Below are 26642 nucleotides of genomic sequence, written 5' to 3' on the forward strand. Positions count from 1 at the left end.
CTGATGACCGACATGACGCCCGAACAGGCGCGCGCCGCACTCGCCGCGGCCGATCGCGCCCGGCGCGACGTCGCCGAGGAGATCGGTCTGCCCCGGGCCTACTGGTGGGCCATGGCCGGCGGCTGGCTGGTGCTGGGTCTGCTGGGACAGTTCGCCCCGTGGTGGGTGGTGACCGTGGCGACGGCGTTGTTCGGCGCAGGCCACGCGGCGGTGGCCTCTCGACTGCTGGACGGCCGTCGTCGCAGCTCTCGACTACAGGTCAGCCGGACGGTCGCCGATCGTCGTATCCCGTTGATCGTCATCGCGATTCTGCTGACCGCGGTGGCGTTCACCATCGCACTCGCGTTCGCGCTGCAGGCCGACGGCGCCGGACACCCGTCATTGTGGGCGGCGGTGATCACCGCGCTCGTCGTCGGGTTCGGTGGTCCCGAGATGTTCACGGTTGCACGTCGATGGATCGGTGCATGACCGCCGAGGCCGACGGCGCCGCCCGTTTCGACGAGCTGATCCACCCCAGCACCAGGCTCGCGCTGGTCGCCACGCTCGCCGCGGCCGATTGGGCGGAGTTCGCCTTTCTGAAGGAGCAACTGGCGCTCTCGGACTCGGCGTTGTCGAAACAGTTGTCGACGCTGGAGGACGCCGGATATCTCAGCACCGAGCGCCGCCTCACCGGCCGGCGACGAACCGTCCGGGCTCGACTCACCGCCGCCGGGCGCTCTGCCTACACCGGTCACATCGCCGCGCTGCGGGCCATCATCGGCGACACGACCTGACCCACGACAATCCGGGATATGACGAAGCCCCCGACCACAACAGTGATCGGGGGCCTCGAGTCTGCGAGCGCTGCTCCCGGAGGAGCGTCTCGAAGGGTCAGCCCTGCGGGGCCTCGGCGAAGTTACGGGTCACCAGCGGGTCGACCGGGATGCCCGGGCCCGTCGTGGTGGAGACGGTGACCTTCTTGACGTAACGTCCCTTGGCTGCCGACGGCTTCGCACGCATGATCTCGTCGTAGGCGGCGCCGTAGTTCTCCGCCAGCTTCTCGACGTCGAACGACGCCTTGCCGATGACGAAGTGCAGGTTGGCGGCCTTGTCGACGCGGAAGTTGATCTTGCCGCCCTTGATGTCGTTGACGGCCTTGGTGACGTCGGTCGTCACGGTGCCCGTCTTCGGGTTCGGCATCAGACCACGCGGGCCGAGCACACGCGCGATGCGGCCGACCTTGGCCATCTGGTCCGGGGTGGCGATTGCGGCGTCGAACTCCAGCCAGCCGCCCTGGATCTTCTCGATCAGGTCCTCGGCGCCGACCTCGTCGGCTCCGGCTGCGACGGCCTCGGCGGCCTTGTCGCCTGCGGCGAAAACGATCACACGGGCGGTCTTACCGGTGCCGTGCGGCAGGTTGACGGTTCCGCGGACCATCTGGTCGGCCTTGCGCGGGTCGACGCCCAGCCGGATGGCGACCTCGACGGTCGAGTCGGTGTTCTTCGACGACGTGTCCTTGGCGAGCTGCGCAGCTTCCAGCGGGCTGTACAGCTTGCTCTTGTCGACCTGTTCCGCGGCGGCGCGGTAGGCCTTGCTCTTCTGTGCCATTGCTCTGTTCTTTCTCCGTGAATGATGTTCGGGTTAGTGGTTGCTGGGCCGAGCCGGCCCTCCCACGGTGTCGCGGCTGGATCAGCCCTCGACGTTGATCCCCATCGACCGTGCAGTACCGGCGATGATCTTCGCGGCCTGGTCGATGTCGTTGGCGTTGAGGTCTTCCTGCTTGGTCTTCGCGATCTCACGGACCTGGTCCATGCTGACCTTGCCGACCTTGTTGGTGTGCGGCTCGCCGGAGCCCTTCTGCACACCGGCAGCCTTGAGCAGGAGCTTCGCAGCCGGCGGGGTCTTCAACTTGAAGTCGAACGAGCGATCTTCGTATACGAAGATCTCCACCGGGATGACGTTGCCACGCTGCGACTCGGTCGCCGCGTTGTACGCCTTGCAGAACTCCATGATGTTCACGCCGTGCTGACCGAGCGCCGGACCCACGGGCGGAGCCGGGTTGGCCTGGCCTGCCTGGATCTGGAGCTTGATGATCCCGGCGAGCTTCTTCTTCTTGGGAGGCATCTAATGTTCCTTGTTTGTTTTCTTGCAGATCCACGTCCGCTGGAGACGTGAAAGTTTCTTGTCACGCGGCCGGCCCTTCGTGACGCTCGCTCGTTCCTCGCGAGCTCCTCAGGGACCGGTCGGGCTAAATCTTCTCGACCTGATTGAAGCCGAGTTCGACCGGGGTCTCGCGACCGAAGATCGACACCAGCACCTTGACCTTGCGCTGCTCGGCGTTGACCTCGCTGATCGACGCGGGCAGGGTCGCGAACGGGCCGTCCATGACGGTGACCGACTCGCCCACCTCGAAGTCCACCTCGATGACCGCGGTCGCCGCGGCGGCAGCCGCCTCGACGCCCTCGGCCCCGGCCTTGGTGGCAGCAGGCTTCTTGGCCTCGACGCGCGGCATCAGGAACTGCAGCACCTCGTCGAGCGACAACGGCGACGGCTTGGACGTCATCCCGACGAAGCCGGTCACACCGGGTGTGTTGCGCACCGCGCCCCACGAGTCGTCGTTGAGGTCCATGCGCACCAGGATGTAGCCCGGCAGCACCTTGCGGTTGACCTTCTTCGGCTGGCCGTTCTTGATCTCGGTGACCTCTTCGGTCGGAACCTCGACCTGGAAGATGTAGTCGCCGACATCGAGGTTCTGCACACGGGTCTCGAGGTTGGCCTTCACCTTGTTCTCGTAACCCGCGTAGCTGTGGATCACGTACCAGTCACCGGGTGCACGGCGAAGCTGCTTCCGCAGTTCCTCGACCGGATCGGCGTCCTCGGCGGGTGCCTCTTCGGCAGCGACCTCGTCGGCCACGTCGACTTCGTCGGCGACGGCGTCCTCGATGGCTTCCTCGACGACGGCCTCGCCGCCCTCGACGGCTGCTGCGTCATCCTCGGCGGCCTCGACCTGTGCCTCGACACCGGGATCGTCGGTCTCGTCAACGGTGTCCACCGCCGACGTGTCGACCTCACCGATCGACTCTGGGGTCGGTTCGATCTCGTTCTCCGGGGTGCTCACTGCAGCCCACGCTCCTCTATCGGTTCCGGTCGTCCTGGCCTGGCCTCTGCCCCACTGATGTGGGCGGCGTCAGCCGAACAGCCAGAGAACTCCCTTGGCGAAGGCGAGGTCGAGGCCGGAGATGAAGGCGGTCATCACGATCACGAAAATCAGCACGACAATCGTGTAGGTGATCATCTCACGGCGGGTCGGCCAGATGACCTTCTTCAGTTCGGCGACGACCTGCTGCAGGAAAACCCAGATCCGAACGAACGGATTGCGGCTCTCGCCGGCAGGTGCCTTCTTCTTGCGTTCTTTGACCGCGACCGCGGATCCGGTGTCGGAGTCCGCGCCGCCGTCGGTGCTGGAGGCACTTGTCGATGAACGACGACCCCTCGACGAGCGCTTGCCCGACGGACGCAGTTCACCCGACTCCGCGCCGTCGACGTCTTCGCGACCTTCGAGCTCCTCCACCGACTCGGCGGAGGTGTCCTCCGCGGCGTCTTTGGCGCGGGCAGCTCGATCTCGCTTGCTCACCTTCGAGGTCCTCTCGTCTACGTGTGCCCTCACCAGGGCAGGGGCGACAGGACTTGAACCTGCAACCTGCGGTTTTGGAGACCGCTGCTCTGCCAGTTGAGCTACGCCCCTTTGCGACTGTGCGTGGCTGATAGCCACGGTACAGCTGCCTTCTCGACCTCCTCAGATCGGAAAACTCCCGACAAAACCAACGCGCCACCCTATGGGCAGCGCGCAAGTCTGAGTCAATCCAGACAGTTCAGTGTAGATCACTGCCCAGGACAAACCCAAAACGGGTTTCCAGGGCCGCCACAGAGGTTGCTCATGGATGCGGTGGGCGCACCGATCGGCAACCGTCACCCACGACTACAACGCGCCCGCCAGGATCTCCACCGCTTCCGCGTATCGGTCCGGTGATGCGGCGGCGAAGTTGAGTCGGATGAACGGACCGGTCGGCTCGGTCGGAAACCACTCCCCGCCCGCCGAGATCGACAGCCCGCGGGCGAGCGTGCGGGCCGCGACGAGCTCGGCGTCGGCCGGTGTCCCATCGGAGCCCTCGCCGGGCAGAGCGGCCCACAGATTCAGTCCACCGCGCGGTACACGCTCCACCTCGATCATGGGCGCACCGGCAGCGAGTGCCCCGACCAGTGCGTCTCGACGTGCCTGCAGCGCGCGACGCAGGCGCACCAGATGAGTGCGCCACGCGGGCCTCGACACCACGTCGAGCGCAACGGCCTGCAGGACCGGCGCGACATACAGATCCGACACGGTCAACGCGTTCTCGATCCGTGTCCGGGCGGGCCCACGCGCGAGCAGCGCGGCGACCCGCACCGTCAGCGACAGACTCTTGGTCAGCGATCGGATGTAGACGACGTGACCGTCGGTGTCGGAGCAGACCAGTGGCCTGGGCGTGGTCTCCATCGCGAAGTCGTGCGCCCAGTCGTCCTCCACGACGAAGGCGCGGTGCGCACGGACGACGGCCAGGACGTCGTCGCGCTGGGCTGCCGTCCACACGTCACCGGTCGGGTTCGCAAACGTCGGCTGCACATACGCGAGGCGCGCTCCCGACGTCGCGAACGCCTCGTCGAGATCGGCGGCCGCCGGCGCCCCGCCGGTGCGCGGCACGGGGACGATGATCAGCCCGGCCTGACGTGCCGCGGCGATCGCACCCCAGTAGGTCGGCGACTCCATCACGATGGGATCGCCCGGTACTGCCAGAGCGCGGAACGTCGCCGCGAGCGCTGCCTGCCCGCCGGAAGCGATGACCGCATCCGTGTCCCGCCAGCCCTCGGCATCGAGCTCATCGACGAACCAGCGGCGCAGGTCGGGTAGCCCGGCCGTCGGTGGGCGATGAAAACTCTCCTCGCGCCGCGCGACGCGAGCGAAAGCACTGCGGACCTCGCGGACGGGCAGGAGCTCGATGTCGGGGTAGCCGCTGTGCATCGCAATGGTGTCGTGCGGGATCTGGCGCATCGTCGAACCGATCGGCGATGCACCCGCACGTTCCGGTCCGAGCGCCGCGGTCTGCCACGCGACGTCGGCCCGATCCGGGACGACGGATCGTCTACGCACGAATGTCCCGGAACCAGATCGGGTTTCGACGACGCCCTCGGCCACGAGTTGCGCGAGGGCACGCTGCACCGTCACCGGGCCCGCGCCGAACCGCGATGCCAGCTCGCGCGTCGAGGGCAGTCGGGCACCTGCCTCGGCGGTCGCGGCGACAGAACGGAGATGTCGCGCGATCCGATGGCTGCTATCGTCATACATGAAAATCGATAGTAGCGCTATCACACCCTCAGTGCCGGTGCTATCGCGGCCGGGGACGCTATGGGGTCTCCTGGGCGTCGTCGCCTTCTCCTTCACCGTGCCGTTCACCCGGGTCGCCGTCGCGGGCCTCGACCCGCTGTTCATCGGGTGTGGTCGCGCCGTCGTCGCCGCAGGGCTGGCAGCGATCGCCCTCGCGGTGGGACGCGCCCGGATCCCGACGACCCGGCAGCTGGCGAGGCTCGTGCCGGTGTCGATCGGTGTGGTGGCGGGGTTCCCCATCCTCACGTCGCTCGCGCTCCGCGATGTGGGGGCCGGGCACTCGGCGGTGGTCATCGGTGCGCTTCCGGCCGCCACCGCGGTCGTCGTGGCGATGCGCACCCGAGAACGACCCAGCCGTCGGTTCTGGGTGGGCGCCGCGCTGGGCGTGGCTGCCACCGCCGCGTTCACCCTCGCCGGGCACGGCGATCTCGGCGCCGCGGGCATCAGCGATCTGTATCTGTTCGGTGCGGTCGTGCTCGCGGCGATCGGCTACGCACAGGGTGGCCTGATGTCGCGCGAGCTCGGGGCGTGGCAGACGATCTGCTGGGCGCTGCTGGTGGCGTTGCCGGTCATGCTGGTCGCCGCGCTCGTCGTGACCGAGGGGCGACTGCCGCACGCCACCACCGGCCAGTGGGCGGCGTTCGCGTATCTCAGCGCGGTGAGTATGTTTCTCGGCTTCTTCGCCTGGTACCGGGGTCTGGCGATCGGTCCGATGACCACGGTCAGTCAGATTCAGCTCGTCCAGCCGGTGCTGACCGTCGCGTGGGCGGTACTGCTGCTCGGCGAACAGCTGACCGTCTCGCTCGTGATCGGTGGTGCCGCCGTGATCGGTTGCGCCGCGTTCACCGTGCGGAGCCGGGTCGTCGCGCCCTCAGCCGACACCACAGCGCGGCACGAGGCGGATGATCCGTCTCGCGCCGCGCTGCGGTGATGTGTGGTGCCGGTCCGTCAGTTGAACTGAACGTGCGCCTGGGCGCGTCCGAAGATCTTGCGGTCGCCCTGCTTGGCGACCATCGCGATCACGCCGCGGCGGGTCTCCGGGTCGAGCGACTTGATCTTGCCGGTGAAGTCGACCTGGGCGTAACCCTCTGCGGGCACATAGACCGGGCTGGTGAATCGCACGTTGTACTCGTAGATCGCTGCCGGGTCGCCGACGAAGCTGCTGATGAAACTCGCACCCAGACCCATCGACTGCATTCCGTGGGCCACGCAGGTCTCCAGGCCGATCACCTTGGCGACCTCGTCGGAGAAGTGGATCGGGTTGGGGTCGCCTGCCACGCCCGCGTAGTTGACGAGATTGCCGCGGGTGAGGGTCTTGGTGACGGGCGGCAGTTCCTGACCGACGGTGAGGTCGTCGAAGTTGATCGCGGCGTACGGCTTCGGCTCCACCTGCGGATCCGGCTGGTCGTAGCGGTCGAACGGGCCGTGCACGGTGTTCGGCATGACCGGCTCGCTGTCGACCTTCATCATCACGTGCTCGAGCTTGTCGAGGACCTCGGGATCGGCCTCCACCGCGGCACGGGCCACCAGGCTGGTCCAGGTTGTCATCACCGGCTCTTCGTGCTGGTTCCAGATGATGTTCTTGGTGATCATCACGTCGGTGCCGGCCATCTGGCGGAAGGAGTCGAGCGAGACGTCGCAGATGAGCTGGTCGCCCACCTTGATCGGCTGGTGGAACACCAGGCGCTGATCGGTCTGCATGATCTGCCACAGGTCGTATCCGGTGACGACGTCCTCGAACAGACGACGCTGGGCGATGATCCCGAGCACCGACACGAACGTGGGCGCGGCAATGAGGGTCTCGTGCCCCATCTCCTGCGCGGCCTTCTCGTTCCAATGGACCGGGTGGTCGTCCTGCACGGCGCGGGCGTGCTTGCGGACTTCTTCACGCCCGACCTCGTAGTAGTCGTCGACCGTGTAGTTGAAGCCCACCATTTTCTGGGTGTGGGCGGCGATCTCCTCAGGAGTGAGCTTCACGCCCTTCTTCACCGCGTCGATCCGTTCCTGCACCTCGGCCTCGCTGACTGACATCGGATGCCGCTCCTTTGCTCGGCCACTCCGCAAATGGCCAGGATCTCGTGGACGGTCCCTCGTACGACGAGGGCTCGGGCGTGGTCCACGGCGGTAGGCGTCGCGTGAAGGACAACTCCTGCTACCGCTGGTTGTGTGCTGCTGTTGATTCTCTTACCGGGTCCGGTGACGGAGTCCCCTTGCCACGGTAATGGCTGCGGGCCACCTCATCAGAGGTAGCCCGCGTAATTGCCAAACTTTGCTGATCGCTCAGCGCGATTCTTTGTGCGCCTGATGCTTGCCGCAGTTCGGGCAGAACTTCTTGATCTCGAGACGATCGGGATCGTTGCGACGGTTCTTCTTGGTGATGTAGTTGCGGTGCTTGCACACCTCGCACGCCAAGGTGATCTTGGGGCGAACATCTGTTGAGGAGGCCACTTCGTTGCCTTCTTTCGGGTGGTACGTGGCGGGCTCGGCATGCCCTTTGCGTGTCGGGTCCGAGCTGGTCGGCACCGATGTGTAGCGGTGGAGGGACTCGATCCCTCGACCTCACGATTATGAGTCGTGCGCTCTAACCAGCTGAGCTACACCGCCATGTGGACTGGAGGTCCAGCGAGCCCCCTAACGGAATCGAACCGTTGACCTTTTCCTTACCATGGAAACGCTCTACCGACTGAGCTAAGGGGGCGTGCCCGGCCCAGCCGCGAACGGCTGAATCGAGAGCCTTAACGAGGTTACACACCAACGTGGGCGCTCACCAAATCGCTGGTCAGCGACCGGTGGCGAGCGCCGGAGTTCAGCGTGGACCACGTCGTGGCAGGTATAGGATTCGAACCTATGTAGCTTGCGCGACGGATTTACAGTCCGCTCCCTTTGGCCGCTCGGGCAACCTGCCGTGCCGTCCGTCCGGCCGGTGACCGGCCGTAAGAACAACGCCGTGAAGAATACAACGAACTCTCGGTGTCGACGCAAACCGGCTGCTCAGCGCCGCCTCCGGGGTCCTGGCCCGGTCTCCTTCGTGGCGGCTCGGGCGCATTTCCGCCGACTGTGCGCAGTTGTGTACCGAGCGTGCGCAGTCGTTCGACCACCGCACCCGGACGCAGTTCACGGCGGGGCCGATAGGGTGTGACCCATGGCTGATTCATCGTTCGACGTGGTGAGCAAGGTCGACCGCCAAGAGGTCGACAACGCCCTCAACCAGGCCGCCAAGGAGCTGTCACAGCGTTACGACTTCCGCGGCACCAACACCGGAATCGAGTGGTCCGGCGAAGAGAACATCGTGATCACCTCCGACGCCGAGGAGCGCGCTCAGGCCGGCCTCGACGTCTTCAAGGAGAAGCTCATCCGCCGCGACATCTCGCTCAAGGCGTTCGACGCCGGCGAGCCGGCCGCATCGGGCAAGACCTTCAAGATCAGCGGCAAGATCGTCGAGGGTATCGACTCCGAGCACGCCAAAAAGATCTCCAAGAAGATCCGCGACGAGGGCCCCAAGGGTGTCAAAGCCCAGATCCAGGGCGAGGAACTCCGGGTGTCGAGCAAGAAGCGTGACGACCTGCAGGCGGTGATCTCGCTCCTCAAGGGCGAGGACTTCGGGATCGCGTTGCAGTTCGTGAACTACCGGTAGCGGAGGTCCTGGGGCCGCGCCCCTCCCGCCGAGCGAGCCGCGCCACCCCTTTCCGCCGAGCGAGCCGCGCCACCTCTATCCGCCGATCGAGTAGCGGCGACGAAGGAGCCGCGTATCGAGATCACCGCACCCGCTACACGATGCCCAATTCGCGCGCCCGCACACCGGCCTGGAACCTCGACTGCGCACCGAGCGCCGACATCAGGTCGGCGACCCGGCGCCGGTAGGTACGCACACCGAGGCCGAGGCTGCGTGCGGCCGATTCGTCCTTGACTCCGCGGGAGAGCAGGTCGAGCACCTGCGGCGCGAGCCGACGGATGTCCGCGATCCGCGCGTCAAAGGTGGCGAGCTCGGTCGCCGACCGCCATGCCGCCTCGAACAGCGACGACACCCCCTGCACGGTGGCAGCCTGGGTGATGACGCTGTAACTGCGTCCGCCTGCGGTCCGATCGCCTGCGAGGATGACCAGCCGACGATCGAGGATGATCGTCTCGTTGATCTCGTCGGTGGTGACTCGGATCTCCGCGCCGAACTGGTCCCGACGTTTGGCCAACTCGTGTGCCGCCACGGGGTCGAGCAATGTCCCGGCCTGGTAGATCTTGCGAACACGCTGATCGGGCCTGCGCTGCTGTGCGGCCGTGTCCGCGAGCTCCCCCGCGCCGTGTGACCATGCGAAGGTCCACAGGTCGTTGGCTGCACACACCACCTCGGCGGCCGACGCGAACAGGTGCGCCGTCCGCGCGAACAGTTCCTCCTCGCCACGCACCACGGTGACGGAATCAGTGCTGTGCATACCCTCGATTGTGCGCCGGACACGCCTGTCTGCGCAGCCGTGGCAGCTTGTTGCCATCGACTGCCCGGTCGTCGTCGGCGGAGCCATGCTGGATTCCATGACCACTGATTCGACATCCACAGCCACCATCCCCATCGCCGACTCCGCCGGAACCTGGCAGCTGGGCGACCGCACCGTCAACCGCGTCGGCCTCGGCGCCATGCGCCTGGGCGGTATGCCCTGGGAAGCGCCCCGGAGCCGCGACGATGCGCTCGCCGTTCTCCGTCGGGCCATCGAGCTCGGCGTGAACCACATCGACACCGCCGCCTTCTACTTCACACCGACGCGCTCCTCCAACGAGTTGATCAGCACCGCCTTGCAGCCCTACCCGGATCATCTCGTGATCACCACCAAGGTCGGACCGAGTCAGTCCAGGGACGGCGAGTTCGAGCCGATGGGACGTCCCGACCAGTTGCGCGGTCAGGTCGAGGAGAACATCCGTCAGCTCGGCCTCGACCAGCTCGACGTGGTCAATCTGCGCTGGGGAACGACCATGGACAAGATGGAGGGGTCACTGGCCGACCACCTCGGCGCGCTGGTCGAACTGCGTGATGCTGGTCTGCTGCGCCACATCGGCATCTCCAATATCACGGCCGACCAACTGACCGAGGCGATCACCATCACGCCGGTGGTCAGTGTGCAGAACCGATACGGTCTCACCGACCGCGCCGACGACGCCCTGCTCGAGCTGTGCCTCGAACACGGCATCGCATTCGTGCCGTTCTTCGCCGTGGCCACCTCAACCTGGGCCTCCTCTGAAGGACCCGACAGCACCGGCGAGGCCGAGATCGCCGCCATTGCCGAAGCGCACGGCGCCACCCCGGCGCAGATCCGACTGGCATGGACCCTGCAGCGCGGCCCCCATGTGCTCGCGATTCCGGGCACCGGCAACCCAGTCCACCTGGAACAGAACGTCGCGGCCGGCGGACTCCGACTGACCGCCGAGGAGGTCGCCGTGCTCGATCGCATCGCGCCTGCCCGCCGCTAGGACGACGGGCCGACGGGCAGTCCCTGACCTGGGACTAGACTGGTGATGTCGCGGTTGCGGCGAGCACCCGGAAGGCCACCATCACCAATTCCCCCGCCCCGATCGACGTCCTCCGTGCACCCCAGCAGGAATCCCTTCACATCGCTGTGCGTGCGACGACCCCCGCCGAAACCAAGCCACGCGATCCCGATGTGGTCCGATTCAACGGCCGCCTCGCATTGGTGAACACGAGCACCACACCCCACGAAGCGATGGTCGAGGATCTTCTCTTCCTGCGTGACGTCCTCGACCGGGCCGAGATCGGCTACTTGCTGGTTCGCGGGAACGATGAACGTCCCGTGCTGGCGATCGACTGGGCGCTGCGCAAGCGCTTCAGGTCGGCGTTGGCCACAGCGTGCGCGGATCATCCGTTCTATGCCAAGACCGTGGGTGCGGGACGGGCCAGGCCGGTCCTCGTCGCCGACGGCGCGTTGTCGACGCACCGCAAAGCCCGCGTGTTCCGCCTGTTCCGCCCACGCGTCCACCTCGCCAGCGGCATGACGTTCGGAGCGGCGACCGGAGTGCAGATCGAATTGTGGACGACGGCAGGCGACGATCTCCTGTTGCCCGTGGCCAATTCGTTGACACGACGAACGGTCTCGTCACGGGAGGCGGTACGCAGCGAGGTCGAGAGGTTCGGGCGCACGTGGCCGACATTCGAGAAGATGTTCGCCCACCAGGCCTCCGACGTCACGTTCGACATCGATCTGGTGTTCTCCTGGGTGGACGGGTCCTCGCAGGAATGGCAGGCTCAGCGCGCCAAGAGGATGCAGAGCCACGTGGTCGGCGAGGGTGACGATTCCGAGGCCCGGTTCCGCCAGATCGACGAGTTGCGGTATGCGCTGCGCAGTGTCCACATGTACGCCCCGTGGATCCGGAGGATCTTCATCGCCACGGACTCACCGAAACCTGCATGGCTTTCCGATGATCCGCGGGTGACGTTCGTGCGCAGTGAGGAGTTCTTCGCAGATCCGTCGGTCCTGCCGACCCACAATTCGCAGGCGGTCGAGTCACAGTTGCACCGCATTCCCGGTCTCGCCGAACACTTCCTGTACTCCAACGACGACATGTTCTTCGGTCGTTCCGTGAGCCCGCAGATGTTCTTCTCCCCCGGCGGAGTGAGCATGTTCATCGAGGCACCGATCCGAATCGGACTGGGCTCCAACAACGATCAGCGCAGCGGATTCGAGAATTCGGCGCGGGTGAATCGCGGGCTCCTCAGAGATCGGTTCGGCCTGGTCACCACCCGCCATCTCGAGCATGCGGCGACGCCCCTGCGCAAGAGCGTGATGGCGGAGATGGAGGCCAAGTTCCCGGCCGAGTTCGCGGCCACCGCGGCCAGCACCTTTCGGGCGGAGACCAACATCTCGGTCACCAACTCTCTCTATCACTATTACGCGCTCATGAGCGGCCGCGCGGTGGTGCAGCGCTCAGCCAAGGTCAAATACGTCGACACCACGTCGAAATCCGGCCTCCGACAGATGGATTCACTCCTGACGAAGCGGTCGATGGACTTCTTCTGCCTCAACGACGGCAGCACACCCGATGTCGACCTGGACGTGCGCGCCACGAAGGTCACCCACTTCTTGCAGAACTACTTCCCGATCCCGGCACCCTGGGAAGACGTCTGAGCGGCCGTCTCGAGCCGGGTATGCGGACGCCCGCCTCGTTCAGCCGCCGCTCGGTCTCGGCCGAGCTCACATATTCACCGACCGTGTCGTAGTCGCCGACCGGGGCCACCGAGTGAACGACGGTTTCCGGATAGACGTGCACCAGATTGAAGCCCTGGGCTCCGTTACGGCCACGCAACGCCCCCGCCGGGCCGGTGAGATCCTGCGTGTAGCAGGTGGCCGACGCGACCGAGACGGGAATACCGGCAAACATCGCGGTCGTCGAGTAGTGCAGGTGGCCGGCGAGGATGGAGCGCACGTCGCTGCCCCTCAGAACGTCGGCGAGTCGGTGCTGGTCGCGCAACTCCACCAGAACCGCGAGGTCGAGTACATACGGGACCGGCGGATGGTGCATGGCCAGGATGGTGCCGTGTGGCGCGGGCACCGAGAGTTCGGCCGCAAGCCACTCCAGTTGATCCTCGGCGATTTCGCCATGATGGCTCCCCGGCACCGAGGTGTCGAGAGCGACGAGACGGAGACCGTCGATGTCGTAGACACGATCGATCGGTGCCACCGAGGGCGCCTCGCCGAGAAGCTCCGACCGGAAATGCGCTCGATCATCGTGGTTTCCGATAGACCAGATGACCTGCGCACCAATGGATTCTGCGACTTCGTCGACAATCGACCGCAACTTCCGATAGGCCGCGGCCTCTCCCCGATCGGCGAGGTCGCCGGTGAACAGCAGCGCATTGGGGCGCACATGCGAAGCCTCGACTTCGGCGAGGATCTGCCGCAGTGTCACCTCGCTGTCGACCGCACCGTACAGCGGGCCGGCATCGCCGACCAGATGCGTGTCACTCAGGTGCAGGATCAGGTGCGACGGATGGGGGTACTCCGACATCCGGATACCGTCTGGACCCCTGTTGCTCATCGGTCTCCTGCTTCCGCCCGCCCGATGTGCAGAGCCCGATTGGGCGCCTGCCTGTGTCCAACCCTAGACGTGTGTGCCTGCGTCGGGTGCTCGCGCGGGCGCATGATCTGATGAAACACGACACGGGGTGCCGCACCGGCGGCTGAGACCACACCCGCCGAACCTGTCCAGTTAGCACTGGCGAAGGGATGTCCACATGAATGCGCTCGCTCCTGCACTCTCCGAGCAGATCGTCCTGGTCACCGGCGGCGCCCGGGGCCTCGGCGCCGCGATCACCAAAGCTTTTGCCGCACAAGGTGCCCGGCTGGTCATCAATTTTCACCGCAGCGCCTCGGCCGCGGCCGAGCTCGTCGATGAACTCGGTGGCGCGGGGCGGGCGGTGGCCCTGGGCGCCGATGCGACCGACCGCGACGCGGTGTTCGACCTCGTCGCACGGGCCCGCGAACACTTCGGCGCGCCGGTCTGCACCGTTGTCAACAATGCGCTGGCCGACTTCTCGTTCAACGGCGACGACCGCGCCAAGCCCGACACCATCGACTGGCCGGCCTTCGACGCCCAGTTCCGGGGAACCGTCGCGGCCGCGCTCAACACCACGCAGGCGGTCCTCGGCGACATGCGGTCGGCCGGATTCGGCCGCATCGTCAACATCGGCACCAACCTGGTGCAGAATCCCGTCGTCCCCTATCACGACTACACCGCCGCGAAGGCCGCACTTCTCGCACTGACCCGAACGCCCTCCGCGGACCTGGGTCCCGACGGCATCGCCGTCAACATGGTGTCCGGTGGACTCTTGCGCACCACCGATGCCAGCGCCGCCACCCCGACTGCGGTCTTCGACGCCATCGCCGCGGGCACGCCCCTGCGAACAGTCACGACACCCGACGAATTCGCCGATGCCGTACTGTTTTTCGCGTCGCCGTGGTCGCGGGCGGTCACCGGTCAGAACCTTGTCGTCGACGGCGGATTGGTCAAGGACTAGCGCTACGGGCGCCGTTCACCCTCGGCCCGAACGCCTCGCCATCTCCTGCAACCGTGCGATGCGGTCGGGTGTCGGCGGGTGGGACGAGAACATCTTCGCGACGTTCCCGCCTCGGAACGGGTTGGCGATCATCATGTGCGACTGCGACTCGATCTTCGGGTCCGGTGGCAGCGGCGCCTGATCGATCCCGCCGCTGATCTTTGCCAATGCCGAGGCCAGGGCCAGCGGATCGCCGGTGAGTTCCGCGCCCGACTCGTCGGCCTGGTACTCACGCGAGCGGGACACCGACATCTTGATCAACGAGGCCGCCAGCGGCCCGAGCAGGCTGATCATCAGCACGCCCAGGATGCCGGGTCCGTTCCCGTCGCGGTTACCGCCGCCGAAGAAGAACGCGAAGTTCGCCAGGCCGGTGATGACCGACGCCATCGCACCGGCCACCGACGAGATCAGGATGTCGCGGTTGTAGACGTGCGACAGCTCGTGGCCGAGCACCGCGCGCAGTTCCCGCTCGTCGAGCAGACGCATGATGCCCGCGGTGCAGCAGACGGCGGCGTTCTTGGGATTGCGGCCGGTGGCGAACGCGTTCGGCGACTCGGTCGGGCTGATGTAGAGCGCCGGCATCGGCTGGCGGGCCGTCGTCGCGAGCTCGCGGACGATCCGGTACAGCACCGGAGCCTCGACCTCGGTCACCGGCTGCGCGTGCATCGACCGCAGCGCGAGCTTCGCCGAGTTGAAATAGACGTAGGCATTCATGCCGACTGCCGCCAGCACCGCCAGCAGCAAGATGGTCGGGCTGCGGAAGAGCGCCCCGATCCCGACGATGATCGCCGACATCAGCCCCATCAGGGCCGCCGTCTTCAGGCCATTGAAGTGCATCTGTCCCTCGTTCTGAGCATCCGACCCGGCGCCCGTCGCCAAGTCCTTCACATACCGAACGAACAGATGCGCGCCTGAGGTTCCCCGAGCTACCCGGTCCGGTCGATCGTGTACCGCACCAGCGACGACAACGCTGTGTGCGCGGGCCCCTCGGGCAATTGCGCGAGCTCGGCCTCCGCCTCGTCGGCGTAGGCGCGCAAACGGTCGTGCGCGGCCACCATGCCCGACGACGCGTTCAGCACCTCGATGGCCTCGGTGACCACCGCGTCGTCCGTGACCGGACGGGCCGCGCCGGTCTGCGGATCGCAGAGGAGCTCGCGTAGCCGCGTGGATGCCGCATCGTCGGCGCGCAGCGCGTAGAGCACGGGCAGGGTGTGCACGCCCTCACGCAGATCGGTGCCCGGCGTCTTGCCGGAGTCACCACTCGCCGAGCTGATGTCGATGATGTCGTCGGACACCTGGAAGGCGGTGCCGATGATGTCGCCGAGCCGCGACAGCCGCTCGATACGGTCGGGCGTCGCATCCGATGCCATCGCGCCGAACCGTCCGGCCGCCGCGATGAGCGAACCGGTCTTCTCCCACACCACCTGCAGATAGTGATCGATGGGGTCGCCACCCGCGCTGACCCCGACGGTCTCGCGCATCTGGCCGGTGACCAGTTCGGCGAATGTCTCCGCGATGATCCGCACGGCATCCGGGCCCAGTGTCGACACCAGCCGCGATGCACGGGCGAACAGGAAGTCGCCGGAGAGGATCGCCACGCTGTTGGTCCACCGCGCGTTGGCGCTGGGTGCACCGCGCCGCAACTGCGCCTCGTCCATCACATCGTCGTGATACAGGGTCGCCAGGTGGATCATCTCGACGACGGTGGCCGAGGTGATCACCTCCGACGCCCCGGGTCGTTCGCCGAACTGCGAGGCCAGGATCGCGAACATCGGGCGGAACCGCTTGCCCCCGGCCTTGGCCAGATGTGTGGCCGCCTCCGTCATGATCTCGTCGCCTGACGACAGTTCGGTCAATAGCAGGTCCTCGACCTGCGCCAACGATGCGCGCACGGTGTCGGCGAACTCGTCGGTGCCCAGGTCCAGCCCGGCGAATGTGGACTTCACGCGTTCCACCGCTCCATCTCGTCGTCGGTCTCGAGGGCCGCCGGTCGCTCTCGGGGCCTGCTGCCGAGCCTAGTCGCTGAGCGGGGCCGACATACTGGTCGGGTGAGTAGCGACATACCCCCGCCCCCGATACCGCAGCGCGCCGAGGTCCTCGTCGTGGGTGCCGGGCCCGGAGGATCCGCCGCGGCCGCGCACGCCGCGACGGCAGGACGCGACGTGGTCCTGCTGGATGCGGCCACGTTCCCCCGCGACAAGACCTGCGGAGACGGACTGACCCCGCGTGCGGTCGCCGAGCTCGATCACCTCGGTCTCGGCCGCTTTCTCGACGACCGGCCGCGCCTCGACGGACTCACCCTGCACGGTTGGGGCGCCTCGCAGCAGATCCGGTGGCCCTCGGGTCGCTTCCCCTCCTTCGGCAGCGCCGTCTCCCGCGTCGAACTCGACGAGGAGATCCGTGCCCTCGCGGTGGCGCGGGGCGCACGGATGGTCCAGGGAGCAAAGGCGGTCGACGTGACGATGCGCGACGGCCGGATCGCCGAGGTGGTCATCGACACCGTCGAGGGCGCCCGGTCGATCGCGGTGGGCGACGTGATCGTCGCCGACGGCGTGCGATCCGGACTCGGCAAGGCCCTCGGGCGCGAATGGCATCGCGACACCGCTTACGGGGTGGCCGCCCGCGCCTACGTGAGGTCGGGGCGCGCCGACGACAACTGGATGGGCTCACACCTCGAACTCCGCGGCCCCGACGGCGCACTTCTGCCCGGCTACGGATGGGTGTTCCCCCTCGGCGCCGCGGGAGACAACCTGCTCAACGTCGGCGTCGGCGCCCTCGCCACCGCGAAACGCCCGGCGCACATGGCATTACGGCCCATCCTCGAGCATTACGCGCGCATGGTCGGCGACGAGTGGGCCATCGAGGGACCACCACAACGCCTCACGTCGGCCCTCCTCCCGATGGGCGGTGCCGTCACCGGCGTCGCCGGACCCAACTGGATGCTCATCGGCGACGCCGCGGCCTTGGTCAACCCGCTCAACGGCGAGGGCATCGACTACGCGCTGGAGGCCGGTCGCCTCGCCGTCGAACTGCTCGACGAGACCCGCCGCTCCCCCGACCACACGATTCGCTGGCGTGATGTCCTGATCGGCGAGTACGGCCTCGCGTTCTCCGCGGCCCGACGACTGGCCGGACTGCTGACGGTCCCACAGGCAGTTCCCACCCTCGGCCGCCCCGGCATACGGTCGGCACACCTGATGTCGATGGTCGTCCGCGTGATGGGCAACCTGATCACCCCCGACGACGCCGACCTGGTCGCCCGCGCGTGGCGCACGGCCGGGCGACTGTCGTCGCAGATCGACCAGCGCCCACCGTTCCGATGAGACATTTTCGGTGATATGTTTCAACGATGAGTGCAGCCAGCCTTCCCACCCGGGTGAAACATGCCGTGCAGAATCGCGTGGCGTCCCGCTACCGGCTGCGCGGTGAGATCGACGCGATCGACGCCGTCGACGACCCGGTGGGCATCTCCGCGTTGCTCGCCACGCGCGAGTTCCCATGGGGCATCACCCAGGCTCTGAGCTTCGCCCTGTTCCGTACCTACGCGGTGCCGTCGATCGGTGAACTGCTCTACGACACGCAGCAGTTCACCAAGCAGACGCAGAAGCGCTACGACGACACCGTGCTGCTGCTCGACGCACCCATCGAGCACGGCTTCGACAGTGCGGCCGGCCGCGCCGGAGTCCGGCGCATCAACCAGATGCACGCGATGTACGACATCTCCAACGACGACATGTTGTACGTGCTCTCCACCTTCGTGGTGTGCCCGGTGCAGTGGGTGAACTCGTACGAATGGCGCAAGCTGACCGGCCACGAGGTCACCGGACTCACCAACCACTACCGCATGCTCGGAAAGCGCATGGCCATCAAGGACATTCCGGCCACGTACGAGGAGTTCGAGCAGTACTACGAGGATTACGAGCGACGACACTTCGAGTTCAGCACGAAGTCGCTGGCGGTGGCCGATTCGACGCTCGATCTGCTCGGCACCTTCCTGCCCTACCGATTGCTACCGCGCTGGGTGGTGCGTCGAATGTCCTTCGCGCTCATGGATGATCGCCTGCTGACCGCGTTCCACTACCCGAAGCCGAGCGTCGCCGAACGTGTCTTGGTCCGCGGCGGGCTGAAGCTACGCGGCCTCGCCATCCGGCTCGTCGCCCGCCCGCGCACGCAGCCGCTCTACGGCCGTCAGACCAAGCAGGTCCGCGGCTATCCGCGCGGATACCGGCTCGAGGAACTCGGCACGTTCACCCCCGGCTGCCCGGTGCCCCACCACCGCGACAACCCCGCCGACAGCAACCAGGATTCCGCCGACAGCACCGCATAACCGGCGGCCGAGGCGCCACGCACCCGCCACCCGAGCCGCCACCAGATGCCGGTCGAGTAGCCGGCGAGGCGCCAGCCGAGCCGGCGTATCGAGACCCCCCTCAGCGCACCGCGGAATGAATCGCCGCGATCCCGCCGGTCAGGTTCTGCCAGCTGACATCCGAGAATCCCGCCGTCCGGAGCAGCGCCGCCAGATGCGTCTGGTCGGGCCACGCGCGGATCGATTCCGCGAGATACACATACGCGGCCGGATTGCTCGACACCTTGGTCGCCACCGCAGGCAGCGCCCGCATCAGATACTCCATGTAGACGGTTCGGAACGCGCGGAAGGTCGGGGTGGAGAACTCGCAGATCACCAGGCGCCCACCAGGTTTCAGAACCCGACGCAATTCGGCGAGCCCTTTCGGCGCGTCGTGGACGTTGCGCAGCCCGAACGAGATGGTGGCGGCGTCGAAGGATTCGTCCGCAAACGGCAGGGCGAGCGCGTCGGCCGCCACCTTGGGCACGTCCCGGTGTGCGCCCGCCTTGAGCATCCCCAGCGAGAAGTCCGCGGCGATGCAGTGCGCACCCGACGTCGCGAGCTCCGCCGTCGACACCGCGGTACCGGCCGCCAGGTCCAGCACGATGTCGCCGGGACCCAGATCGAGAGCCTTGCGGGTCTTGCGCCGCCAGCCGCGGTCCTGCCCGAACGACAGCACCGTATTGGTCCGGTCGTAGCGCTTGGCCACACCGTCGAACATGGCCGCGACCTCGGCCGGATCCTTGTCGAGCGTTGCGCGTTCCTGCGGCCCGGTTCCCATGTCGACTACGCTACCGGCCGCCGGGCGAGCAACGAGAACCGATATGAATGCAGTCTCAGCGAGAGCTCACGACAATGATCTCCTCGACGGCGCGCTCACACCGCGTTCATATTCCGATCGCCGACGCGCTCAGCCCGCGAGTGGGCGAATCGCGAGGTCACCATCGATGACCGCGAGGTAATGCCCGAGCAGTTCGTCACAAATCACCGGCCACGTACGCGCCCGGACCGCCGACAACGCCGCTCGCCCCATCTCAGCCCGCAACGCGTCGTCACGCAGCACTGCGACCACCGCGGGCAGGCGGTCGGCATACTCCGGCGGGGGCAGTAGATAGCCCGTTCGGCAGTGGTTGACCAGGTCACGGGGGCCGCCGGCATCCGGGCCGACGACCGGCAGTCCGCTGGCCATCGCCTCCTGGATCGTCTGGCAGAACGTCTCGTGCTCACCGGCGTGGGCGAACACGTCGAAACTGGCGTAGGCCCGCGCCAGAGCGGCACCGCGGAGCTCCCCGGTGAACACCGCCCGCGGCATCAGGGCCTCCAACCGAGCGCGTTCAGGTCCGTCCCCGACGATGACGAGTTGCACCGACGGGTTGTCGGCCACCGATGCGAGCCGCTCCACATGTTTCTCGGGCGCGAGCCGGCCCACGAAGCCGACGATCAGTCGGCCTCGACCCCAGTCGGAGCGCAGTCCCGCATCGGCGTTCGCCGGGTCGAACTGTTCGAGATCCACGCCCCTGCCCCAATGGTGCACGCGCGGCACACCTTGCGCGGCAAGCATTCTCATCGTGTCGGTCGAGGGCGCGAGGGTACGGTCGCACATCTCGTGCAGGCGCCGCGTGTAGCGCCACGCCAGTCGCGACGTGACCGCGAGCCCGTAACTGGCGGCAAACCCCGCGACATCGGTCTGGAACACGGCGACGGACGGCAGATCGAGGCGCCGGGCCGCGGCCGCGCCTGCCGCACCGACGACGAACGGCGAGGCCAGATGCACGACGTCGGGGTTCATGTCGCGCAAGGTGCGGTACAGCGTCGGCGTCGGCACTCCGATCGGCAACGACGTCACCTTGGGAACCATCACCGACGGCACCAGGTGCACCGCGGTCCGACGGCCGATCAGTCGTGGTGCCGTTGCCTCACCTCGCGGTGTGTCCGGTGCAATCACCAGGGCCTCGTGGCCGGTGCGTTCGAGGTGCTCGACGACCCGCAGGACGGAGTTGACCACTCCGTTGCACTGCGGCAGGAAACTCTCGGCGACGATCGCGACCCGCATGGCCCCATCGTGCCCCGACCGCCTGTCGGATCCGGTCGGCCGCGGTGAGTGCCGCCCGAACAATCGGTGAACTCTGGATGCCCGACCCAGACGTTCAGCGGTTCTGGTCGATCAGCTCCTCCAACACCGCGAAGCTGTCATGTGTGGTCACCCCCGCGACGGCACGCTCGACCCCGACCCGCGACACCTCGAACGGCTGCATGCGTTCACCCGCCTCTGCCGTGCACACCGCGGCCAGGAACATCTCGGTGATCACGGCGCGGTACAACGTCCACATGCGTTCCGGGTCCGCGTGCACACCTTTCGCGGCGAGGCGCCCGACGTAGCGTTCGACCAGGGCTCGCTCGATCACCCGCAGCAACTCCGGCTCCACCGACGCCGTGGCGAAGTACGCGACGTCGCGGATGCCCACCCCCGCCGATGCGATCTGCCAGTCCAGAAACCCCGGTCCACCTGACTCGAAGAAGAGATTGCCCAGGTGCGGATCACCGTGGATGAGTGTCCGGGGTTGCGCCGCCCAGAACGCGTCGATGTCGCCGCTGCGTTCGTAGAAGATGCGACACCGCCGCTTGGTGTCGCCGGGGATCAGATCCGCAGTGTGCCCGGTGATGTCGGCGATGAACCGGCGGCGGATGAGATCGGCCACGCGGATCTCCGACGCCGACCGATGGGCCAGAGGTTGCAGGTCACCTTCGAAACACGCAGTTTCCCAATAGGTTCCGTGCAGATCCGCCATCGAATCGACGACGGCCTCGGCCTCGGCCTGGTTCACCGAGTCGACACAGGTGCGGAATTCGGCAGTACCCGAGAGATCCTCCAGCACCAGGGCACTGCGCCGCCGGAGCCGGTCGGCCTGCGCCACGTGACACCGCGGCACCCGAATCGGGGGGCTGTCGCCGAGCGCACGGTACGCGACCACCTCCCGGATACCCAGTCGGAACACGTTCATGAGTACGTGCTGTAAGTAGTTGCGGGGCGGCAGCTTCACGAAGAGCGTCTCGGGCAGGTCGGTGTCGGACGTGACCGCCACCCGTGCACGCGCGGCGGTGCCAGAATCCTGATCGAGGACATCTATGGACGTGATCGCGCCGGGCGGCAGGCCGACAGCCCCGGCCAGCCATTGCGAGGTCACGTCGTCGATGCGCAGTGGGATGCCTGCGCGATAGGAGATGCTGCGATCGAGTCCGGCGCGGGCGGCCTCGGTGACCGCCAGGCCGACGCCCAGGAGTGTGCCGAACGTCTGTGCTGCCATCTGAATCCGTCGTCAGTTCTGCGGACCTCCGCCGGGAACCTTCGGTGCCGGCGCCCGCTCCTGCTCCTGCTCCTGCTGAGCAGCCTGCGCCTGGGCCTTCTGACGCGCCTCGCGTTCCTCCTTGTGGCGCACGAGTTCCCGGAACCCGATCCGGTCGAGGCCCGACTTGGGCTGGACGCCCCAATCGTCCTTCGCGGTCTCGCGCCCCGCCCCTTCGGGTTGTCCGCCGAAGGGCGGGCCCTTGATCGGGTACGGGCTGTCGCACTCCGCGTTGTCGTCGGCCCAGCGCACCTTCATGAACTCGTCGCAGATCTGGGTCAGCGACAGGGTGGGCCAGCCGTAGTAGATCGCCAGCGCCGGCACGGTCATCGACCCTTCGATGACGAGGACGACGAGGCAGGTGACGATCCCCCGCTTCAGCCACTTGTGCATCCGCGAGAACTGTTTGGTGGTACCGAGTGGCAGATCCTCGTCGGCGTCGTTGCCGGACTGGGCCGATGGCGTGGTCTTGCTCATGATGTTCTCCTCGCAGAGAAGGCGATGGGCGGCGGGCAGTTCAATCCGAGAAGATCTCGCGGTTGACCGTGTGTAAGTACGGGATCGCCAGGAACGGCGTTATGTAGAAGATGTCGTAGAGCCACCAGCCGATGACGGGCAACACGGTGCCCTGGAACCGGATGTCGCCGTACATCGTCATGTTGACGATGTAGCCGACCCAGATGACCACACCGAACCAGCAGGTAACGGTCAGCCACTGGTGCCCCCAGCGCTTCATCTGCAGGAAGGCGATCGCGGCGGCGATGCGCATCGGGAAAACGACGAAGATGCAGGCGATCTCCCAGCCCTTCTCGCCCGGAGCGCTCGACCCGCCGATCCACAGCTCGTTGTAGTGCCAGAAGTATCCGTTGTCGACGAGATTCCCCCACGCGGTGAAGAACACCCGGTCGATGAGGGTGTGGTTGGCGAGGACGTCCATCACCCAGCCGATGCTGTTCAGGAAGGCGTCGAGGATAACCAGGTATCCGATCAGGGTGACCATGATCGGACGCACCGACAGGCCCTCCTGTTGGGCTCGCCGCTGAAGGTACAGGCCACGGAGGAAGATCGGGAGCCCGATCAGACCGAGGACGAAGGTGCCCATCAGCGCCGTGCCGACGATGAGCCAGTAGTCGGCCTGCCGCTGTGCGCGCCGACTGTCCTCGTCGTGCTCGTCGTAGGTCAACCCGGTCGTGGGCGAGGCCTTCACCGCGGCGCCGCTGCCGGAGCCGTTCTTGCGATTGATCGTCGGAAAGTTCATGTCGGCCTACCAATCCCTGGTCAAGGACATGTTCAGCTGAATCAGGAACATGCACAGCAGGAATCCGTACATGACGATCTGGAACACGATGAGTGCTCGCCTGCGCCTGCGGTCCTGTTCGTTCACGGTGTTCTCCTCGAGATGTCGGAAGAAGTGGAAAGGTGTGCCGTCGCGATCTCGCGAAGGCCTTCGTGGATCGCGCCGTCGCTGCTCAGCGGCGCGAGGATGCACGCCTCGGCGGCTTCCATCTCGCCGGCACCGGCGGCGATGAATCGCGCCGCCGCGACGAGGACCCGGGTCGACGGCGGTTCGAAGTGGAAGACGTCATCGGCGGCCCGAATGGTGATGGCGCACTCGACCAGTCGCTGCGCGACCGCGCGGTCCACCTCGGCCTCGGCCAGCAGCACCTCGACCTCGCGTTCGGGAGGCAGGTAATCCATCGGCACCGTCACGAAGCGTTGGCGGAACGACGGCTTGAGCTCCTTGAGTGAACTGCGATAGGCCGGGTTGTAGGAGCAGACCAGCATGAAACCCACAGGCGCCTTGACGGTTTCGTTCGCGCGGTCGAGGTACAGCGTGCGCCGATGATCGGTGAGCGAGTGCAGGATCGCCAGCGAATCGTGGCGCGCCTCGACCACCTCGTCGAGATAACAGATCGCCCCGCTCTTCACCGCCGTGGTCAGGGGGCCGTCGGTCCAGACGACGTCGCCACCGGTCACCATGAAGCGACCGACCAGATCGGCACTGGTGAGATCGTCGTGACAACTGATCGTGATCACCGGGCGGGACAGGAGATGCCCCATGTGCTCGACGAATCGGGTCTTCCCGCAGCCGGTCGGACCGGTCAGCATCACCGGCATGTGCTGGGCAAAAGCCCATTCGAACAGCTGCACCTCGTTGCCACTGGAGAAATAGAGATCGTCGTTCATTGCGCTACCAACTCTCGGTGAATGTGGGCCAGGACCTCCGGGAGGTCGTCGGAACGCCGGATACGGCGAGACCGCCGCTCTCCGAACACCTCCGGCAGCGGATCGACGCGGACGGGCCCGATGCCGATGTAGTACATCGAGACGCCTGCCTCCGCGGCCTCGACGAGCGCGTGCGCCACATCGGCCCACGCGTATCGGCCCTCGTACCCCTCATCCGACATCAGCCCGTCGCCGATGATGATCAGCAGCCGCCGCTCGGACGGCTGATCGAGCAGTCGTCGGGTGAGGTGACGGATCGGCGCACCGAGGCGCGTGTAACCACCGGTGTGCAAACCCAGGCTGCTCGGGTCCGAAAAGTGCGGATCGGCGAAGTCCTTGAGGCAGTTGACCTCCACCCGGTGCCGGGTGTTGCCGGAGAACACGAAGATGCCGTGCTTCTCTCGGGAGAGCGTCATCGCCCGCGACAATGCGTCGGCGCACGCCAGTTCGGTACGGAAGGCGCGTCCGCCGTTCGAGCTGAGCGACGAACTGCCGTCGAGGAGCAATGCGGTGCTGACGTCACGTGCGCTCGGCAGCAGCTCGCGGAACACCCGCGGTTGCCCCGCCTCCCCTGTGAGGGTGTCGATGTAGTGGCTCACGTACCGGTCCACGTCGATGTCGGAACCGTCCTCGAGACCGCCGCGCACGGCTCGGTGCGTGTGCTCGGCGAACCACTTCCGGATGTCGGGTGAGACCGACGCGACGGGGCCGTTGCGCGTCGGGTGCTTGCGTTCGAGCACCGCGACGTGATCGATCAGGAATTCGTCGCGCCACATGTTCCACTCGGGGTACGGAATCCCGGCCCGCTGGTCGGCACGTATCTCGATCTCGTCGTTCTCGGGTTTGCTCGGCGGCGGCAGGTTGGAGTTGCGTGCACCACCGTCGCCGCCCACCGGCACGGACATGAGCCGCTTCGCGTCGATTCGCGACGACGTCCACGGCATCCGCCCATAGGCGCGGCGGACCGCGGATGAGAGCGCACCTCGCGCCTGCGCGCGCAGCGGGAGCTCCCCGAGCACGGGGTGACCGTCGAGCCGGGTACGTGAGCGTGCGAGGGTCAGGGCCCGTTCGATGATCTCCGCACCGTCGACGTCATGATCACTGATCTCGAGATGCGGTATCTGGCGGCGGATCTCGGGCAGGAGACCCGGGAGTCGGTCGGCGATCCAGCCAGCCGCCACGCTGCCCTCGACCAGCGACAGCGCGCCGCGCTGCCGGGCATCGAGTTCGTGGAGTTCGTACTGGGCAATGCGGTCCTTGGACGGCGAACATTGCAGTGCCACACCGCAGGTGAGCGTCGAACGCCTCCAGTCGGGACTCAGTGGAGGGTACGGGACATGCACGATCGTGCGGCCGGGATTCAACCCGAATCCCCGACGCGGTCCCGTCATCAGCCGAACGCCCTCACGACGCCGTTCGGAGAAGGCGACGGCCGTGAGTCCACAGCTACGCTCGACGGTCATCGCGTGCGATGCCTCTCGAACGGTCATCGCGTACTCACCGCGACGGTTGCACGCCGGGTACCGAGGCGCACATCGGTCAGAACGTTCCGATGTTGCTCATGATCCAGTACCAGAACGCGATGACCCCGATGATCAGGCCCCACGCAAAGCCGAGTCGTACGATTTCCTGCCACATGTTCGGCTCCATCTCTTTCGGTTCGGTTCATCGAGGCTCCAGGCCGCGGATCGCGGTGGTCAGGTAGTTCTCTATCGCCAAGTCGCGCAACGGCTTCGCATCCGAGGTGACCGCCAGCATCGCATAGAGCCCCAAGAGGAAGAAGACCGCGCTGTGGTATGGGTCCACGACGACCTCGGCTTCGCCCTCGTCGCGGGCCCGCTCGATCATGCCGACCACCAGCACGATCACCCGGTGTCCGCGCCATTCGTCGGTCAGCGGCCTCGTTGGCGAGAAGTGCACCGCGAGAACGTCCTTGAAGAGACTCCTACCCAGTCTGCCCTCCATCGCAAGGATCAGGCGCACAGTCTTGGTCAGCGACGTTCGGAGGTCTCGCGGTTTCGCGAGAAACCGATTCAACTCCCGGGCGATCCGTGCCTCTTCGCGTTCCTCCAGTTCGAGAAGTACATGCTCCTTGGTCGGGAAGTGGAAATAGAAGGTTCCACGCGCAACACCGGCGGTTGTCGCGATGGCACCCAGATCGGCATCCGCCATCCCCCGCTCCCGGTATTCCGCGACCGCCGCGTCGAGCAGACGTTCTCGCGTCTGCAGGCGCTGAGCTTCACGGCCCCTTGGTATTTCCCGCTCGATGCTCATGTT

28 protein-coding genes, 4 tRNA genes and 1 riboswitch are annotated in these 26642 nt (G+C 66.6%); of the genes, 9 read left to right on the plus strand and 23 right to left on the minus strand.

Annotated elements, in window-relative coordinates; all coding sequences use genetic code 11:
• Nucleotides 1-3: 3 nt before the first annotated feature.
• Together OVA31_RS05500 and OVA31_RS05505 are read left to right on the plus strand one after the other, a co-directional pair.
• Nucleotides 4-468 (plus strand): hypothetical protein, encoded by a 465-nt coding sequence (locus OVA31_RS05500; protein WP_267630100.1) that lies wholly within the window; start codon nucleotides 4-6, stop codon nucleotides 466-468.
• On the plus strand, nucleotides 465-773 hold the full coding sequence (locus OVA31_RS05505; RefSeq protein WP_267630101.1) for a transcriptional regulator: 309 nt from the start codon (nucleotides 465-467) through the stop codon (nucleotides 771-773). The genes OVA31_RS05500 and OVA31_RS05505 overlap by 4 nt, the downstream gene beginning before the upstream one ends.
• Nucleotides 774-870: 97 nt before the next feature.
• Here OVA31_RS05505 and rplA read toward each other — a convergent pair whose 3' ends face one another.
• The 6 genes from rplA to OVA31_RS05535 all read right to left on the minus strand — a co-directional run bounded on the left by rplA (nucleotide 871) and on the right by OVA31_RS05535 (nucleotide 5359).
• On the minus strand, nucleotides 871-1587 hold the full coding sequence (gene rplA, locus OVA31_RS05510) for a 50S ribosomal protein L1 (protein WP_267630102.1): 717 nt from the start codon (nucleotides 1585-1587) through the stop codon (nucleotides 871-873).
• Between the two features lie 81 nt (nucleotides 1588-1668).
• Entirely contained in the window at nucleotides 1669-2103 is a 435-nt protein-coding gene (gene rplK, locus OVA31_RS05515; RefSeq protein ID WP_164310977.1) for a 50S ribosomal protein L11, read from the minus strand.
• 124 nt (nucleotides 2104-2227) lie between these two features.
• Complete coding sequence (gene nusG / locus OVA31_RS05520) at nucleotides 2228-3097, minus strand: transcription termination/antitermination protein NusG (RefSeq protein ID WP_267630103.1); 870 nt, start codon at nucleotides 3095-3097, stop codon at nucleotides 2228-2230.
• Nucleotides 3098-3166: 69 nt separating this feature from the next.
• Nucleotides 3167-3613 carry a preprotein translocase subunit SecE gene (gene secE, locus OVA31_RS05525; RefSeq protein ID WP_164310975.1) on the minus strand — a complete coding sequence of 149 codons (447 nt, stop codon included), beginning with the start codon at nucleotides 3611-3613 and terminating at the stop codon, nucleotides 3167-3169.
• A 38-nt stretch (nucleotides 3614-3651) separates the two neighbouring features.
• Nucleotides 3652-3724 (minus strand) — tRNA-Trp (locus tag OVA31_RS05530).
• Between the two features lie 234 nt (nucleotides 3725-3958).
• Nucleotides 3959-5359 carry a PLP-dependent aminotransferase family protein gene (locus OVA31_RS05535; RefSeq protein WP_267630104.1) on the minus strand — a complete coding sequence of 467 codons (1401 nt, stop codon included), beginning with the start codon at nucleotides 5357-5359 and terminating at the stop codon, nucleotides 3959-3961.
• On the opposite strand from OVA31_RS05535, the gene OVA31_RS05540 reads away from it, so the two are divergent.
• Nucleotides 5358-6329 carry a DMT family transporter gene (locus tag OVA31_RS05540; RefSeq protein ID WP_267630105.1) on the plus strand — a complete coding sequence of 324 codons (972 nt, stop codon included), beginning with the start codon at nucleotides 5358-5360 and terminating at the stop codon, nucleotides 6327-6329. The genes OVA31_RS05535 and OVA31_RS05540 overlap by 2 nt on opposite strands.
• 17 nt (nucleotides 6330-6346) lie before the next feature.
• On the opposite strand, the gene OVA31_RS05545 is transcribed toward OVA31_RS05540, so the two are convergent.
• From OVA31_RS05545 to OVA31_RS05565, 5 genes are all read right to left on the minus strand, one after another.
• Nucleotides 6347-7429 carry a fused (3R)-hydroxyacyl-ACP dehydratase subunits HadA/HadB gene (locus tag OVA31_RS05545; RefSeq protein WP_267630107.1) on the minus strand — a complete coding sequence of 361 codons (1083 nt, stop codon included), beginning with the start codon at nucleotides 7427-7429 and terminating at the stop codon, nucleotides 6347-6349.
• Nucleotides 7430-7678: 249 nt separating this feature from the next.
• Nucleotides 7679-7846 (minus strand): 50S ribosomal protein L33, encoded by a 168-nt coding sequence (gene rpmG, locus OVA31_RS05550; protein ID WP_003929651.1) that lies wholly within the window; start codon nucleotides 7844-7846, stop codon nucleotides 7679-7681.
• Between the two features lie 82 nt (nucleotides 7847-7928).
• A tRNA-Met gene (locus OVA31_RS05555) sits at nucleotides 7929-8002 on the minus strand.
• A 21-nt stretch (nucleotides 8003-8023) separates the two neighbouring features.
• Nucleotides 8024-8096, minus strand: a tRNA-Thr gene (locus tag OVA31_RS05560).
• A gap of 126 nt (nucleotides 8097-8222) precedes the next feature.
• Nucleotides 8223-8303, minus strand: a tRNA-Tyr gene (locus tag OVA31_RS05565).
• A 237-nt stretch (nucleotides 8304-8540) separates the two neighbouring features.
• Here OVA31_RS05565 and OVA31_RS05570 point away from each other — a divergent pair.
• Nucleotides 8541-9032: a YajQ family cyclic di-GMP-binding protein gene (locus tag OVA31_RS05570; RefSeq protein WP_267630108.1), complete on the plus strand. Its 492-nt coding sequence runs from the start codon at nucleotides 8541-8543 to the stop codon at nucleotides 9030-9032.
• A 133-nt stretch (nucleotides 9033-9165) separates the two neighbouring features.
• Here the strand turns inward: OVA31_RS05570 and OVA31_RS05575 are convergent, their stop codons facing one another.
• On the minus strand, nucleotides 9166-9825 hold the full coding sequence (locus OVA31_RS05575; protein WP_267630109.1) for a hypothetical protein: 660 nt from the start codon (nucleotides 9823-9825) through the stop codon (nucleotides 9166-9168).
• Between the two features lie 97 nt (nucleotides 9826-9922).
• On the opposite strand from OVA31_RS05575, the gene OVA31_RS05580 reads away from it, so the two are divergent.
• Together OVA31_RS05580 and OVA31_RS05585 are read left to right on the plus strand one after the other, a co-directional pair.
• On the plus strand, nucleotides 9923-10852 hold the full coding sequence (locus tag OVA31_RS05580) for an oxidoreductase (protein WP_267630110.1): 930 nt from the start codon (nucleotides 9923-9925) through the stop codon (nucleotides 10850-10852).
• Nucleotides 10853-11103: 251 nt separating this feature from the next.
• Complete coding sequence (locus OVA31_RS05585) at nucleotides 11104-12522, plus strand: stealth family protein (protein WP_267631415.1); 1419 nt, start codon at nucleotides 11104-11106, stop codon at nucleotides 12520-12522.
• On the opposite strand, the gene OVA31_RS05590 is transcribed toward OVA31_RS05585, so the two are convergent.
• Nucleotides 12467-13432 (minus strand): phosphodiesterase, encoded by a 966-nt coding sequence (locus OVA31_RS05590; protein WP_267630111.1) that lies wholly within the window; start codon nucleotides 13430-13432, stop codon nucleotides 12467-12469. The genes OVA31_RS05585 and OVA31_RS05590 overlap by 56 nt on opposite strands.
• 113 nt (nucleotides 13433-13545) lie before the next feature.
• A riboswitch (TPP riboswitch) is annotated at nucleotides 13546-13638 on the plus strand.
• Here OVA31_RS05590 and OVA31_RS05595 point away from each other — a divergent pair.
• On the plus strand, nucleotides 13629-14411 hold the full coding sequence (locus tag OVA31_RS05595) for a 3-oxoacyl-ACP reductase (protein ID WP_267630112.1): 783 nt from the start codon (nucleotides 13629-13631) through the stop codon (nucleotides 14409-14411). (Overlaps the previous riboswitch by 10 nt.)
• Before the next feature lie 15 nt (nucleotides 14412-14426).
• On the opposite strand, the gene htpX is transcribed toward OVA31_RS05595, so the two are convergent.
• Complete coding sequence (gene htpX, locus OVA31_RS05600) at nucleotides 14427-15287, minus strand: zinc metalloprotease HtpX (protein WP_164310965.1); 861 nt, start codon at nucleotides 15285-15287, stop codon at nucleotides 14427-14429.
• An 89-nt stretch (nucleotides 15288-15376) separates the two neighbouring features.
• Complete coding sequence (locus OVA31_RS05605) at nucleotides 15377-16396, minus strand: polyprenyl synthetase family protein (protein WP_267630113.1); 1020 nt, start codon at nucleotides 16394-16396, stop codon at nucleotides 15377-15379.
• Between the two features lie 102 nt (nucleotides 16397-16498).
• Here OVA31_RS05605 and OVA31_RS05610 point away from each other — a divergent pair, with 102 nt between their 5' ends.
• Nucleotides 16499-17773 carry a geranylgeranyl reductase family protein gene (locus tag OVA31_RS05610; RefSeq protein ID WP_267630114.1) on the plus strand — a complete coding sequence of 425 codons (1275 nt, stop codon included), beginning with the start codon at nucleotides 16499-16501 and terminating at the stop codon, nucleotides 17771-17773.
• A 26-nt stretch (nucleotides 17774-17799) separates the two neighbouring features.
• On the plus strand, nucleotides 17800-18777 hold the full coding sequence (locus tag OVA31_RS05615) for an oxygenase MpaB family protein (protein WP_267630115.1): 978 nt from the start codon (nucleotides 17800-17802) through the stop codon (nucleotides 18775-18777).
• A gap of 100 nt (nucleotides 18778-18877) precedes the next feature.
• Here OVA31_RS05615 and OVA31_RS05620 read toward each other — a convergent pair whose 3' ends face one another.
• The 8 genes from OVA31_RS05620 to OVA31_RS05655 all read right to left on the minus strand — a co-directional run bounded on the left by OVA31_RS05620 (nucleotide 18878) and on the right by OVA31_RS05655 (nucleotide 26639).
• The gene (locus OVA31_RS05620; protein WP_267630116.1) at nucleotides 18878-19576 is read right to left on the minus strand and encodes a demethylmenaquinone methyltransferase; all 699 of its coding nucleotides are present in this window, start codon (nucleotides 19574-19576) and stop codon (nucleotides 18878-18880) included.
• A gap of 129 nt (nucleotides 19577-19705) precedes the next feature.
• The gene (locus OVA31_RS05625) at nucleotides 19706-20848 is read right to left on the minus strand and encodes a glycosyltransferase family 4 protein (protein WP_267630117.1); all 1143 of its coding nucleotides are present in this window, start codon (nucleotides 20846-20848) and stop codon (nucleotides 19706-19708) included.
• Nucleotides 20849-20942: 94 nt separating this feature from the next.
• Nucleotides 20943-22100: a phosphotransferase family protein gene (locus tag OVA31_RS05630; protein WP_267630118.1), complete on the minus strand. Its 1158-nt coding sequence runs from the start codon at nucleotides 22098-22100 to the stop codon at nucleotides 20943-20945.
• A gap of 12 nt (nucleotides 22101-22112) precedes the next feature.
• Nucleotides 22113-22616: a hypothetical protein gene (locus tag OVA31_RS05635; RefSeq protein WP_267630119.1), complete on the minus strand. Its 504-nt coding sequence runs from the start codon at nucleotides 22614-22616 to the stop codon at nucleotides 22113-22115.
• A 40-nt stretch (nucleotides 22617-22656) separates the two neighbouring features.
• Nucleotides 22657-23397 (minus strand): hypothetical protein, encoded by a 741-nt coding sequence (locus OVA31_RS05640; RefSeq protein WP_267630120.1) that lies wholly within the window; start codon nucleotides 23395-23397, stop codon nucleotides 22657-22659.
• Nucleotides 23398-23519: 122 nt separating this feature from the next.
• Nucleotides 23520-24326 (minus strand): AAA family ATPase, encoded by an 807-nt coding sequence (locus tag OVA31_RS05645; RefSeq protein ID WP_267630121.1) that lies wholly within the window; start codon nucleotides 24324-24326, stop codon nucleotides 23520-23522.
• On the minus strand, nucleotides 24323-25855 hold the full coding sequence (locus OVA31_RS05650) for a nitric oxide reductase activation protein NorD (protein ID WP_267630122.1): 1533 nt from the start codon (nucleotides 25853-25855) through the stop codon (nucleotides 24323-24325). Before OVA31_RS05650 ends, OVA31_RS05645 begins: the two co-directional genes overlap by 4 nt.
• 175 nt (nucleotides 25856-26030) lie before the next feature.
• Nucleotides 26031-26639 (minus strand): TetR family transcriptional regulator, encoded by a 609-nt coding sequence (locus OVA31_RS05655; protein WP_267630123.1) that lies wholly within the window; start codon nucleotides 26637-26639, stop codon nucleotides 26031-26033.
• Between the last annotated feature and the right edge of the window lie 3 nt (nucleotides 26640-26642).

Origin of the sequence: Gordonia sp. SL306 (genome assembly GCF_026625785.1) — a bacterium.
GTDB lineage: Bacteria > Actinomycetota > Actinomycetes > Mycobacteriales > Mycobacteriaceae > Gordonia.